This window comes from Maribacter sp. MS6, assembly GCF_056839185.1.
The window spans coordinates 2,287,084-2,300,685 of sequence record NZ_CM166389.1; the positions used below are offsets into that span (position 1 = coordinate 2,287,084).

Annotated in this window: 12 protein-coding genes and 1 tRNA gene; 5 read left to right on the forward strand and 8 right to left on the reverse strand. The window is 37.8% G+C overall.

Features of this window, described 5'->3' with window-relative positions:
• Positions 1-6 precede the first annotated feature (6 nt).
• Positions 7-1,506, reverse strand: a complete 1,500-nt coding sequence (locus MS6x_RS10095; RefSeq protein ID WP_482601609.1) for a GH3 family acyl-acid amido synthetase — start codon at positions 1,504-1,506, stop codon at positions 7-9.
• Between the two features lie 5 nt (positions 1,507-1,511).
• Entirely contained in the window at positions 1,512-2,381 is an 870-nt protein-coding gene (locus MS6x_RS10100) for a M23 family metallopeptidase (RefSeq protein ID WP_482601611.1), read from the reverse strand.
• Between the two features lie 200 nt (positions 2,382-2,581).
• Here MS6x_RS10100 and tatA point away from each other — a divergent pair, with 200 nt between their 5' ends.
• The 3 genes from tatA to MS6x_RS10115 all read left to right on the forward strand — a co-directional run bounded on the left by tatA (position 2,582) and on the right by MS6x_RS10115 (position 6,143).
• Positions 2,582-2,767 carry a twin-arginine translocase TatA/TatE family subunit gene (gene tatA, locus MS6x_RS10105; protein WP_482601613.1) on the forward strand — a complete coding sequence of 62 codons (186 nt, stop codon included), beginning with the start codon at positions 2,582-2,584 and terminating at the stop codon, positions 2,765-2,767.
• 444 nt (positions 2,768-3,211) lie between these two features.
• Positions 3,212-5,650, forward strand: coding sequence for an OmpA family protein (locus tag MS6x_RS10110; protein WP_482601615.1), 2,439 nt, complete (start codon positions 3,212-3,214; stop codon positions 5,648-5,650).
• A gap of 316 nt (positions 5,651-5,966) precedes the next feature.
• On the forward strand, positions 5,967-6,143 hold the full coding sequence (locus MS6x_RS10115) for a DUF6747 family protein (protein ID WP_482601617.1): 177 nt from the start codon (positions 5,967-5,969) through the stop codon (positions 6,141-6,143).
• 73 nt (positions 6,144-6,216) lie between these two features.
• Here the strand turns inward: MS6x_RS10115 and MS6x_RS10120 are convergent, their stop codons facing one another.
• The 3 genes from MS6x_RS10120 to MS6x_RS10130 form a co-directional block, all read right to left on the reverse strand.
• Entirely contained in the window at positions 6,217-7,206 is a 990-nt protein-coding gene (locus MS6x_RS10120; protein WP_482601619.1) for a DUF4837 family protein, read from the reverse strand.
• Between the two features lie 14 nt (positions 7,207-7,220).
• On the reverse strand, positions 7,221-8,858 hold the full coding sequence (locus tag MS6x_RS10125) for a LysM peptidoglycan-binding domain-containing protein (RefSeq protein ID WP_482601621.1): 1,638 nt from the start codon (positions 8,856-8,858) through the stop codon (positions 7,221-7,223).
• 119 nt (positions 8,859-8,977) lie between these two features.
• Entirely contained in the window at positions 8,978-10,168 is a 1,191-nt protein-coding gene (locus MS6x_RS10130) for a phosphoglycerate kinase (protein WP_482601623.1), read from the reverse strand.
• A 126-nt stretch (positions 10,169-10,294) separates the two neighbouring features.
• Between MS6x_RS10130 and MS6x_RS10135 the strand changes: the two genes are divergently transcribed.
• Both MS6x_RS10135 and MS6x_RS10140 read left to right on the forward strand, forming a co-directional pair.
• Positions 10,295-11,467 (forward strand): DNA polymerase III subunit, encoded by a 1,173-nt coding sequence (locus MS6x_RS10135; protein ID WP_482601625.1) that lies wholly within the window; start codon positions 10,295-10,297, stop codon positions 11,465-11,467.
• Positions 11,468-11,500: 33 nt separating this feature from the next.
• Positions 11,501-11,899, forward strand: a complete 399-nt coding sequence (locus tag MS6x_RS10140; protein ID WP_482601627.1) for a DoxX family protein — start codon at positions 11,501-11,503, stop codon at positions 11,897-11,899.
• 220 nt (positions 11,900-12,119) lie between these two features.
• Here MS6x_RS10140 and MS6x_RS10145 read toward each other — a convergent pair.
• From MS6x_RS10145 to MS6x_RS10155, 3 genes are all read right to left on the reverse strand, one after another.
• Positions 12,120-12,193: transfer RNA gene (locus MS6x_RS10145), tRNA-Cys, on the reverse strand.
• A gap of 51 nt (positions 12,194-12,244) precedes the next feature.
• Positions 12,245-12,604 carry a dihydroneopterin aldolase gene (folB, locus tag MS6x_RS10150; RefSeq protein ID WP_482601629.1) on the reverse strand — a complete coding sequence of 120 codons (360 nt, stop codon included), beginning with the start codon at positions 12,602-12,604 and terminating at the stop codon, positions 12,245-12,247.
• Positions 12,605-12,649: 45 nt separating this feature from the next.
• Positions 12,650-13,594, reverse strand: a complete 945-nt coding sequence (locus MS6x_RS10155) for a PorP/SprF family type IX secretion system membrane protein (protein WP_482601631.1) — start codon at positions 13,592-13,594, stop codon at positions 12,650-12,652.
• Positions 13,595-13,602: the final 8 nt, after the last annotated feature.

Consider the following 13,602-nt stretch of genomic DNA (forward strand, 5'->3'; position numbering starts at 1 on the left):
GGTTTATTAAGCTAACCTGTAGTCTACTAATTTTTCTGCCACGTTCCTGTCATTGGAAAGGCGTTGTACTTTGTTTTGTCCACCCAACTTCCCAATCGATTTCATGTAATCCCTGAATCCTCCTGTTTTAATAGGGATGATTTTCAATGTTTGCAATATTTTTCCAGATATTAAGTCATTATAATAACTGTTCTGAAGCTGCATAGCTTTATCTAGTGTTTCTGCAAAAACAAGCATGTCTTCCGGCAACTTTTCAAATTCTATAAGCCATTCATGATAGGGTAGTTCATTGTTGTCCGGAGTTATTTGAGGCGCTACTGTGAACTCGTTTACCCTTGCATCGATTTTTTCTGTTGCTGTTAGCATGGCTTCTTCTACTTCTTTTGCAATAACATGTTCACCAAAAGCAGAGATAAAATGTTTTATTCTTCCTGAAACGATTATTTTAAAAGGACTCAAAGAAGTAAACCGAACGGTATCTCCTAAATTGTATGCCCATAATCCGGCGTTGGTTGATATAATCATCACATAATCAACATCTTTCATTACATTTTCTAACGTAATTCGATTTCTACTTTCTGAAAAAAATTCATCTGCCCTCACAAATTCATAAAATATACCTGAATTAAGAAGTAATAAAAGTCCTTTATCCTTTTGGGAGTTTTGATATGCGAAAAATCCCTCGCTGGCGGGAAATAATTCTATACTGGCCACCTTTCTTCCAATCAAGTTTTCAAACTTTTTTCGATAAGGCTCGTAGTTTACCCCGCCATAGATAAATAAATTAAAATTCTTAAACAGGTCTCCAATATTCCGGTTGGTTTTTTCTTGTAGCTTCTCAAAATACATTTGTACCCAAGAAGGAATTCCGGCAATTACCGTCATATCCTCATTAATGGTCTCTTCCACAATAGCATTTACCTTGGTTTCCCAATCGTCTATGCAGTTTGTTTCCCAACTGGGCAACCTGTTTTTTTGCAAATAATTAGGGATATAATGCGCAGCAATACCGGAAAGTCTGCCCAATTTGACCCCGTTCTTTTCTTGGAGCTCTGGACTACCCTGCAAAAAGATCATTTTTCCATCTACAAAACTTGCATTTCCGGTTTCATGAATATAATTGAGCATGGCATTTCTCGATGCTTCTATTTGATATTTAATGGATTCTTTGGTTATGGGTATATATTTAGCGCCAGAGGTAGTTCCCGATGTTTTAGCAAAATAGACTGGTTGCCCTGGCCAAAGAATGTCTCGTTTGCCTTCTACTACTAGTTCTACATAAGGCCGTAATTCTTCGTAATCCCTAATGGGCACCTGTTTTACAAAGTCCTCAAAAGAGCTAATCGTATTAAAATCATGGTCTTTTCCAAATTTGGTGCTTGCAGCCTTTTGCAGAAGGTTGCTGAAGACGTTTTGTTGTGTTTGTATTGGATTGTTGACCCACTTTTTGGTCTTGCCATATATATATCGTGCGAAAACTTTAGCAGCTAATGCTTTTAGGGACATAGTATTTAGTTAAAATCGATGAAGTCTAACGGATTTACAGGATTCCCGTTATCCCAAAGTTCAAAATGAAGGTGTGGTCCGGTTGTTAGTTCTCCTGTATTGCCTACAGAAGCAATGACTTCTCCTGCACGCACCACGACACCTTGTGTCTTGGCAAGGGACCCATTATGTTTATAAACAGTTAGCAGTCCATCTTCGTGCTCCAAGATAATCACATACCCAGTTTCCGCAGTCCATTCCGAAAAGATTACGGTACCGTTCGCCGCAGCCTTTACGGGCGTATCCATGGGAGCGGCAACATCTACTGCAAAGTGCTTCTGCTCTGCATCAAAAGCCATGGTAACGCTACCGGTAATTGGAGGGAAGAGGACCATATCTTTTTTGTCCGAATTTCGTTCGAACAAATTGTACTTGTCTTCCAAAGCCACCTCTGCTCGCAACAGGGAATCCTGTCTAGTAGGTGTTAAATCAATGGATGTGGGGTCTATTTTAAATTGTTGAAATAAGGAATCCCTGTTAACTTCATTATTCTCTATATCTCCTTTAAGAACCATTCTAATATTATCCAAATACTTATTGGTATAGTTTAAGGTTCTAACAAGCGAATCTGTTTTATATGTAAGGTCTGTTGCCTGTTTTTTAAGTTTTGTAGAGGAATAACCAGGGATGTACTCCCTTAAGGGAGTAAAGGCAATTAATAATATGGTTAAGCCTATTAGGGCAATCATGAAAAGAGAGCCTGTTACAAAAACGTTGAGCCTGCTTAATTTAAACGAAATTTTTTCCTCAAAAGTACTTTCATTAAGTATTACCAAACGGTACTTATGAAGCAGTTTTCGCTTAATTTCCTTTCTTTTTTTCTTCCTCCTGGCCATTGTAACAAAGATAAACTTAGAAATGATACTACGAGCAATTCACTAAAAAAATAAACATGTTGGGACCCCCATTGTACAATGGCATACCTAAAAGGACATTGAATTCCTTTGTCAATTTTCTATTTATTCCTGTGCGTGTTAATATTTAGTAACATAAATTAGTTTTTCATATCTTCGTAGTATTCTTAAAAGATAATGATATGACATTTTCAAATATAATGTTGGCTATTGGGCCTTGGCAAATAGCCATTGTGGTGTTGGTTGTGCTTTTGCTTTTCGGAGGAAAGAAAATTCCTGAATTAATGAGAGGGTTAGGCAGCGGCATAAAAGAATTCAAAGATGCTTCAAAAGAGGATGAGCAGCTAGACGAGAAGAAAAAAGAATAATCTTTTAAATATATTACCTCCAAAAATCTATACCATAATTTATAATTGTGGTTTTTTTTGCTCCAAAATTAGCGGTAAATGTTTTGCCTTTGTTTCAATTCCTTAAAAACGAATAGCATATTAGTGCTTTACAGGTCTACAATTCGTGTATCAAATTTAAACTTTTTAAAACTTTAAAATCACATTTTTCAATAGTGAAATCTCGCACCACAACAAATAATACCAAAAGGTATATAATTGGGTTAGCTTTGATTCTTCATGCCAATTCAATACTATTAAAATACCCATAAATCATTTTCACATAGGTACACTACAGTTTACATAGCTTTCACAACAAAATATAATCCGACTTCTACATAACTGGTATTTTCGTATAACAGTAGTATCAACAACCCAGCATAACCGACCATTGTTGACGTTACTTTTTAATGACAAGCCATTATCATGAGAAAATTTTTTAGCGCTTTTATCTTTGTTTTTTGCTTCGGTGCCGTTGCGCAAAGTTTTCAAAGTACAGAAGCTACACCCCAAAATCCAGTTAAAGACACTTCTGAAATAAACCAGGATGATAATGTTGCACCTAGCGACCACGATGCTTTTATTATTGAAGCTTTAGAAAGAGGTATTCCACAACGGACCTTTGAAAATCTGCCAAATGTAAAAAATGGTTATTACTTGGTGTCCGGTGTTTTTAGCAAACCCAACAAGCTGGATAAACAGGTAAGGAAGCTTACTAAAAAAGGATTTGGCTCTGGATATTTTAAAAATGAGGAAAATGGCTTACACTATCTTTATGTAAATAGTTATGACGCTTGGGAGAATGCAATAAAAGACCACCAGACTAAATTTGACAATAATTTTAAAGATGAAGTTTGGATTCTTTACATTACAAATAGTCTCCCTGTAGAGGAAGTGGCATCCGATAAAGCGGACGCAGAAACAAGCAGCCAAAAACAACAGAAGGTTTCTAAGTATGCAAATGCAACTTCATCGGCTAAGCTTATTAAAAGAGCAGATGAGTATTTTGACAAGATGTGGTATGCAGAAGCTTCTGAACTTTACGAACAGGCTTTGCAGGACAAGAGTAATTATTCTTTTGAAGTGTTGGAGAAGGCAGGTGATTCACACTATTTTAATACCAACATGGAGCAAGCGTATAAATGGTATACCATTTTGTACGAAGAATATGAGGAAGAAATGTCCGCGGACAACATATTTAAATACGCACATTCCTTAAAGGGAAATGGGAAATACGCAAGGTCAAAAAGACTTATGCGATTATATAATAAAAAGGTAAAGAACCAAAGTGAAATCTCTTCCTTTGTTCAGAAAAATGAAGTTGTCCTAGATGAAATATTGAACAGCGCTAAAAATTTCGAGATTCAAAACCTAAGTATCAACTCTCAATATTCAGATTTTGCCCCTATGTTCCATAATGAAAACGAACTTGTTTTTGCTTCTGCAAACGACTCTTCCTTTTTGACTACCAGAAGATATAAGTGGGACAATCAACCATATTTAGATTTATATGTTGGAGAACTTAACGAAACTTCTACAGATATTAAAAATGCCGTAAAATTCTCCAAGGAAGTTAATACAAAATATCATGAGGCGGGAGTAACGTTCTCACCTGATAATAAAACGATGTATTTCACCAGAAACAATTATGGCAAAAAACTTAAAAGAGATAGTAAAGGAATTAACCATTTGAAAATTTACCAATCAAAAAAGGTGGAAGGCGAATGGACCATAGCCACCGAGCTTCCTTTTAATAGTGATTCATATTCTACCGGTCATCCAGCACTAAGTAAAGATGGCAATAAGCTTTATTTTGTTTCCGATATGCCAGGAAGCATTGGTGATTCGGATATTTTCGTGGTCGATGTTTTAGAGGATGGCAACTTTTCTTCTCCCAAAAACCTTGGGCCAGAAGTAAATACAGAGCAAAAAGAAATGTTCCCTTTTATCAATGGTGAAAAACTCTACTTTTCATCTAACGGCCACACTGGGCTGGGAGGGTTAGATATATATGAAGCTACCTATGATGAAGAGCGTGGGTTTTCTGAAGTAAAAAACCTTGGAAAGCCAATTAATAGTAATAAGGATGATTTCTCTTATATCATAAACGAAGAAACTAAAAAAGGGTTTTTTGCCTCCAACCGCGACGGTGGCAAAGGTTTTGATGACCTGTATTCCTTTAAACACCTTATGGTAGAAGAGATACCTGTAAATAATAATGCCATAGCCGGTATCGTAACAGAACTGGTTACCGGTGATGTTATGCCCAGAGCCCTAATAGAACTACTAGATGAAAACAATGTTAAGCTGAAAGAAATAGAGACAGGTGAAAACGGTAGCTTTATTTTTGAAGACCTAGATGCGGATACCAAATACATTTTAAAGACGAACAAGGAAACCTATTTTGCGAACGGACTAGAAGTTGCAACTCTCGAAAATGACACTATTAATGTTAACGTTGCCCTTAAGAAACTTAAGCAGATGATCGCGGTAGAAGATGGCATACGTAAGTTGAAGACTGAAATGATTCATTTTGATTTTGACAAATCATATATTAGAAAGGATGCAAGTAAAGAATTGGACAAGCTCGTGGAGGTAATGACCGAATATCCAAGTATGGTTATAAAAATCGAGTCGCATACGGATTCTAGAGGTAGTGCAGTCTATAACGAATACCTCTCCGATAAAAGAGCTAAGTCTACCAGAGCCTATATTATTTCGCAAGGCATTGATGCAAAACGTATAGAAAGCGCTATAGGCTATGGAGAACAAAAATTACTAAATGAATGCAATGGAAGGGTTGCCTGCCCTGAGGAAAAGCACTACCTGAACCGTAGATCTGAATTCATTATAGTTAGCATGTAAAATAATAAAATTTTCAAGTTTTAAAACCGTCGATGTCTACACCGGCGGTTTTTTCATTTAAAAAACTCGCTAAACTGCGCCAAACTAAAAACAATTATTTTGTCTAGAATAAAGAATCGCGAAGAATTCTATATTTCCTTTCAAAACTAAAATATAAAAGGAACGAAGTAGTAGTTAATCGAATAAAATAGCAATTCAAGGATTCTTAAAAATACGCATTGCGCTACATAGAAGAAATATGGGTTTTGTCTAATCTATTCACGGCCTTCCTAAATTAAATTGATATTTGGTTCTTAAGAACATAAAACCCTCGATTATGGAAAGAATTCTACTTATCAAAGAAATTTATATTGAAGCATTTAAAAATTGGAAGTACATCATTTTAAAAAATTATTTTAAAATATTCGCGGCTGTTTGTTTTGCCCTAATTGCAATCACGATTTACGCTTTCGTTTTTAGGGTGTCTACTGGATTTGCATTCGGTAATCTTTAAAACGATAGAACAAATAAAAAAAGCTTTAGGGAGTTCCTAAAGCTTTTTTTTATGTAATTGATATGGCCCCTTATCAGGGGTTGTTGAATTTCAAAGTTTTGAGTATGGCCTCCAACTCAAACATATAATCCCTTTTCTCAGTCGCAGGAGCAAATGTAAAGCCCTCTAGTACTAATTTTCTATTGTTGGGCTTGTCGTTGATTATATAGGTTAAAAAAGGACCTGCCATTGGATATCCAGACATTTCCCAAATTCCCCTAACCTCAGCTGCTTTGTTACCAGAAACCTGTGCAGGGAAGACATAAGGCGAAAATGCTTTCTCGGTAATCATATAATTTTCCTTACCCGGTATTGGCTCTCCCGGTATAAAAAGCTTGCCGATCGAATCTCGCATTTTTATAATGTCCTGTACAAATGTACTATCGTTATCAAAAGTATCCCAAGGAACACTATACGCGATAATATTCATCGTTCCCTTTTGTATTTGCCTATCGATCCAAACAAAATTATCCTCTTCTCTTCCTACTTTATAAATTGATGGAACGTTTAGCGTAATACCTAAGTGTTGTTCTAAGGCCTTCTCTTTATTTAAAGACTGTAAAAATCGTCTCTGGGCTTCTTCTATCTCTTGTTTCTTAAATGTCTCAATAAACTCTGGGGCTTTTTCATTAAGGTTTTCTATAATCTCTGCTTTGTTTCTCCCTTTAAGTACTCCCACTTTTTGCGGTTTTGCGTACATATTGGACTTCATGTGCGCTATATCCAAAGAGTCTTCCATTACATAAAGCACATTTCGGGTAGTTCTCACGGCTCCGTTAAATACCTGGGGCGGTACTTGAGTAATACTAAAAAGCGCTTCGTCCCAAGTAAGTCCCAAGGCGGGTGCTGCAAAATTTTCACGGAGTCTGTCCCCTACTTCGCTCTTCCATAATTCATTTTCTATAACTATGGTAAGCGTATTATAAGCTCCTATGGAATTGGGTAAATAGTCTTGCTTTTTTTCTTCCTTACAAGACGATAAAACAAGACCTGCAACTAAGCTTAATGTGAATAACTTTTTCATTTTTGGACTTTGGTTTAAGATGAACAATCGCACAATTTTAATTTTGTACCTGGTTTTAGATTGTTACCGCTAATACCGTTCCATTTTCGTAAATTATCTATACTAATTCCAGGATATTTTCTAGAAATCGTCCAAAGAGAATCTCCGGTCCGTACCTCATGTATCCTACTGTTGCTGGCTACAGCCGTTTTAGAAGGGGTACTTTTGGGTTTTACAGGAGCATTTACATTCCTTTTGGGATATATAGTTAAACGCTGTCCGATTCGGAGATTATTACTCCTAAGACCGTTCCATCGCTTTATTTGACTAACTCCTACTCCGTAACGTTCGGCTATTTTTCCTAAAAAATCTCCACTGCGTACTTTATAACGTATCCTGTTCTCTTCGGCTTGCTGTGCAAGTTGCGGCAAAGGGCTTTCCTTACTTTTCAACTCTTTTTCTACATGCGCATAAATAGCTTCTTCATTTGCAACGAATTTACCCATAACATCCCAAGGCAAACGCAACGCATTCGTTTCCCCTTCTATATAGGGTATGGCATCCAGCTTATATGACGGATTCAAAAGAGCAACCTGTTCTTTCTCGATTCCTGTTAATTTAGATATCTGATCGAAGGTTATTAGACTTTTCACATGTATCGTGTCCGTTTCAAAATAATTTCGTTCCGCCTTTTTTCCACGTATTCCATGCTCCTCGGCATATTCAAAAATATACATAGTAGCCAAAAATGCAGGTACATAACCAGCAGTTTCCCTTGGCAAATAGCTTCTTAAGTTCCAATAATTTCTGTATCCGCCAGACCGTCGGATTGCTTTGTTGACATTGCCAGGCCCTGAGTTATAGGCGGCCAATGCCAAATCCCAATCTTCGTAAATACTGTATAGCCTATTTAAATATTTGCAAGCGGCCTCTGTAGATTTTATAGGGTCACTGCGCTCATCAACATAGCTGTCTATTTTCAGTTTCATCTCTCGGCCGGTACCATACATAAACTGCCATAGCCCGGTTGCACCTACACGTGACCTAGCTTTGGGATTTAGGGCAGACTCTACAATGGCTAAATATTTCATTTCCAAAGGAATATCATGATTATCCAATTCTTGTTCAAAAAGCGGAAAATAAAATTGGCTCGCTGTCATCATGCGCTCCATTAGCCCGCGCCTTCTTGTCAAAAACGACTTAATAACGCTTTCCAAGGAAGGATTGTAGGCAACGTTAAAAGGTGTTTTCCTATTTAGTCTTTCCAAACGGAGTTTAAGTGTATCCGTGTTTAATTCCACTAAAGGGACTTCGGTAGTAACCGTATCGAGATGAACCACGTCTTCGTACATTTCGTCAAAAAGAGAAGCGTTCTGTAGTAGCTCCTTCATCCAAAGACTATCGAACTTAGCAGCTGCCTTGTGATCTCTTAAATCATACTGTGTAGAGTCATTTCTCTTAAAAAGCGATACCGGTGCGTCAGGCAAAAAACTAGTCTCTAGTTTCAGTAGCTGCTTGGATACATCAGCCTGAGAAAGGCTATCTGTTATTGTCTGGGATATAGGCTCAACAGGTGAGGTTACTGGAACGGAATCCTGTTGCTGGGCGTTAACGCCTAGAATTACCGAAAATAAACCTACTAAAACTGTATTTTTTGATATTGGGTTGTACATAGCTGACGAAAGTTTACTAGCGGGGACTAACGAAAATCGTACATTTTATCGATAGAATAAAATATTATTCCTTAAAATATATAAAATTCGGAAAGCCCCGTTTATCGATAACGTCCCTACTATGCTAATATTGCCGCGATACCCGGTAGAGTTTTACCCTCTAAGCTCTCTAGCATTGCGCCACCACCCGTAGATACATAACTTACCTTATTTTCAAATCCGAACTGTTTTACTGCAGCTACGGAATCTCCACCGCCTACCAATGAAAAAGCACCATTTTGCGTAGCTTGGTCTATAAAGTTGCCTACTGCGATAGTGCCTTTGGCAAAACTTTCCATTTCAAAGACGCCAACAGGGCCGTTCCAAAGAATTGTCTTGGCACCAAGAATAACGTTTTTAAAATTCTCTAATGTTCTAGGGCCAGCGTCAAGTCCTTGCCAGCCATCTTCAATCTTGTCAACATCTACAATTTTAGTGTTTGCCGTATTACTAAAATCATCCGCAGCAATCACATCCACAGGAATATGAATATTTACCCCTTTATCCTTAGCCTGCTTTAAAATCTCCATCGCCAATTCCATTTTATCATCCTCGCAAATAGAATCTCCCACCTGGCCTCCTTGAGCCTTGATAAACGTGTAGGTCATTCCACCACCAATAATTAGGTCATCTACCTTGTCTAAAATGTTTTCTATAATCGTAATCTTTGAAGATACCTTTGCGCCGCCCAATATAGCCAAAACAGGTTTTTCACCAGTACGCATGACCTTTTCTATTGCTTTGATTTCTTTGGCTAACAAATACCCAAAACACTTTGCATCTTTAAAGTATTTTGCAATAATGGTAGTTGAAGCGTGTGCCCTGTGCGCCGTACCAAAAGCATCATTTACGTATATATCCCCTAATCTTGATAATTGCTCAGCGAACGCCTCATCTCCTTTTTCCTCTTCGGCATGGTATCTTAGATTCTCCAACAACAATACTTCTCCGCTTTGAAGTTCTGCAACCGCCTTTTCTGCATTCTCTCCAACACAATCATCCACAAACTTTACTGCAACCCCAATCACATCGGAAACCGCTGCACAAATATGTTTTAAGGACAACTCTGGGTTTTTTTCGCCTTTTGGCCTTCCTAAATGACTCATAAGTACTGCGCTACCCCCATCTTCCAATACCTTTATAATCGTAGGTTTTGCAGCCTCTATCCTATTCATATCGGCAACTTCAAAATTCTCGTTTAACGGGACATTAAAATCTACACGTATCAATGCCTTTTTGTTTTCGAAATTATAATCGTCCAGTTCTTTCATGAGGTTTTCCTTTTAAATAAGGCACAAATGTAAAGATTAATAGAGTGGGTATACAACTCTGTTACTGTAAATTTGTAGTAAGAACCTTAATTCTCCACTGCATTAAAAACACTTATATTTGAAATTATGTTTTTTAAGGATATTCTAGGACTTTCCCATATTAAGAATCATTTGACCATGAGTGCCGATGCCGGCAGAACACCTCACGCCCAATTATTCGTAGGACCAGAAGGTTCCGGCCTTTTGCCTATGGCCTTGGCCTACGCACAATATATAATTTGCAACAACACTAACAGTGAAAACGAAGGTGGAGAGATTGCGTGTAACCTAAAATTTAATTCATTTTCGCACCCGGATATGCATTTTGCGTTTCCTGTCGCAAACTCGGACAAGGCAAAATCGCATGCCGTAAGTGATAATTATATTCAAGAATGGCGCAAATTCATGTCAGAGCAGCCTTATGGAAATCTATTCGATTGGTACAGGCTTATAGAGATTGAAAAAAAACAGGGACAAATAGGGGTAGACGAAGCGCAGAATATTTTAAAAAAACTCTCCTTAAAATCCTATGAAGGGGGTTACAAAGTAATGGTTATCTGGATGGCTGAGCGCATGAATATCGCTGCTTCAAACAAACTTTTGAAGCTTATCGAAGAGCCGCCCGACAAAACTATTTTTTTGCTTCTGTGCCAAGATGAAGAACAAATTATCCAAACCATAAAATCTCGTTGCCAGGTGTTACATTTTCCACCGTTGGCCGAAGAAGCCATAGTTTCTGGTCTAATTGATAAAGGTGCTACCAAAGAAGAAGCAATGCGTATTTCACAAGAAGCCAATGGGAATTTCAATAAAGCACTGGACCTGTTTCATAACGACTCCGAGGATCTGGTCTTTGAAAAATGGTTCGTACAATGGGTGCGAAGTGCATTTAAGGCAAAAGGTAACAAAGCGGCCATACACGAACTCATTCTTTGGAGCGAGGAACTGGCAAAGACTGGCAGGGAAACACAGAAAAAATTCTTGCACTATTGCATTATGGTGATGCGCCAAGCGTTATTGCTGAACTATGGTACAGGAGAGCTGGCCTACATGAAAATACACGTAGATGGTTTTCAATTGAAAAAATTTGCGCCATTCGTACACGAAAACAATATTTTGCCTATTGTTGAAGAGTTGGAAAATGCTATATACCATATAGAAAGAAATGGTAATGCCAAAATCATCTTTACAGATCTGTCTATTAAATTAACCAGGCTGCTACATAAAAAAACCAGTCCGTTGCAACCCAATGGACAATAACAAACAATCCTTTTTTTACTAAAAATATTTGATATGGAAAATCTCTTAAAACATGCCACAGAACTACTATTGTTGTTGTTTCTTGTCATTACCTTCTTACAAAGCGGTATAGATAAGGTAACAGACTGGGGCGGAAACCTAGGTTGGCTACAAGGACATTTTTCCGAAACGCCTTTGAAAAATTTGGTTCCCGTTCTTTTAGGGACTGTTCTTGTTATCGAAGTTGCCGCTGGTGTACTTTGTCTTATGGGAATAGTTCAACTCTTGCTGTCACAAGACCCTACCTTGGCCTTTTATGGTGCCATTCTTTCCTGTATTGCGCTTCTAATGTTGCTATTTGGGCAGCGGATAGCCAAAGATTATGAAGGTGCTAAAACCATTGCTGTTTACTTTATTCCAGCTATTTTCTTAGTTTTTCTTTTGCAGCGCTAATATAAAAGTATATCTGCCAAACTACCGGACTAATAAAGCCGTTATTCCCGGCATTCTGAGGTAATCTAAATTCTTTTTAAGAAATCTAGCAAGCTACTCCATGGCAAAAACAAAAAATACCGAAAAAAAGGTATTGGAGGTATGGAGTGCCCAGAAGCTTCTGGGCAACCGTTGTACAAAAAATACCAATACCAAAAAAACCCTCCTAAAAGGAGGGTTTTGGAGGCATCGAGCGGATTCGAACCGCTGTACAAGCTTTTGCAGAGCTGCGCCTAGCCACTCGGCCACGATGCCAAAATTGATTGCAAAGGTACTGCCTTATTTCAAAGTTTCAAAAAGATATAATCACCTTCTTTTCGATTTCAGTACAATAGTCACTTTATCAACATCTCCGTTAATGGGAGGGTTTATTTTAGAGACCGCTATCGTTGATTTTTTCACCATTGGAATTTCAGAAAAAATTCTATCGCTTATCCGTTTCGCTACATGTTCTAGAAGTTTCGATGGTATGGCCATCTCTTCCTCCACTATTTTATTGATGTGAACGTAGTCCACGGTATCAATAAGCGCATCGCTTACAGCGGCTTTGGAAAGGTTTGTTTTTACAAGAACATTAACAAGGTAATCGCTCCCAATGGTAGTTTCTTCGGAAAGGCAGCCATGATGGGCATATACCCTAATATCTTCAACTCGTACAATTCCCATTTATCAATCTAAATTTTGGCAAAACTAAAGGAAAGAAACCAAAATCTAATAGGTACACCTACAATTACTTATCCCTTGGAACAAATCAACGCCTAAAGTCACTACGTGTGTTCCGCTACTGTAACCTAAAATTTCATTTAGAATAACTTGATAAGAGTAGCCGAAGTAAAAGTTATTTTTCTTAAGCCCTACGATGGGTGCAATGTATAAAGGGTCACCAATTTGATCATTAAGAAAACGATAAGTTACCCCAGCGTAATAATAATCCTCAAAATCGTACCAACGGAACTTTACGTTCAAATCCGTTACCGACCTACCATCACTTTCAAATAGTTGAAAGAAAATAGACGGCTCTATCTCTAGGTTGCTGTTTTTACTTTTACTGTATCTATAACCTGTATACAAATAATAATTTCGCAATGTGTTTGGCTCAAAGATTGGATTGAACGCCGAAAGATCTTTCTCCAATAGGTTGGATGCGTTAGCACTAATATAGAATTTATCATACCGGTAAAGCAATCCAACATCAAAGTTATGATTTGTAGTTGCCCTATCGTCGGTTACGCTGGGATCTAACGCATCAAAATTTTCTATGTCAATTCTAAACTGGTTAAAATTATAAGATATACCAAACGATAAAAACTCGTCTTCATACCGGTCTAAGGTTAAATGGTGCGCAAACGAAATTCTAGCACCGCGCTGTTTGGTCTGTCCGTTACTGTCATTATACAACAAAGCACCAACACCAGATTTTTCGCCAACACGCATATCTGCCGCCAAGGACTGGGTGTCCGGAGCATCCTTAACACCAACCCATTGTGTAAGTCCGTTAACCCTTATTTTTACATGATCTCCGATACCTGCATAGGTAGGTGACATCACAAAAGGGTTATCTGCTAGATATTGAGACAACTGGGGAATGGTAAGTTCCTGGCCCCTTAGTGCAAAAGCTCCTATAAACAAAGCAAGCACCAATATTTGTTTACGCATATTCTTTA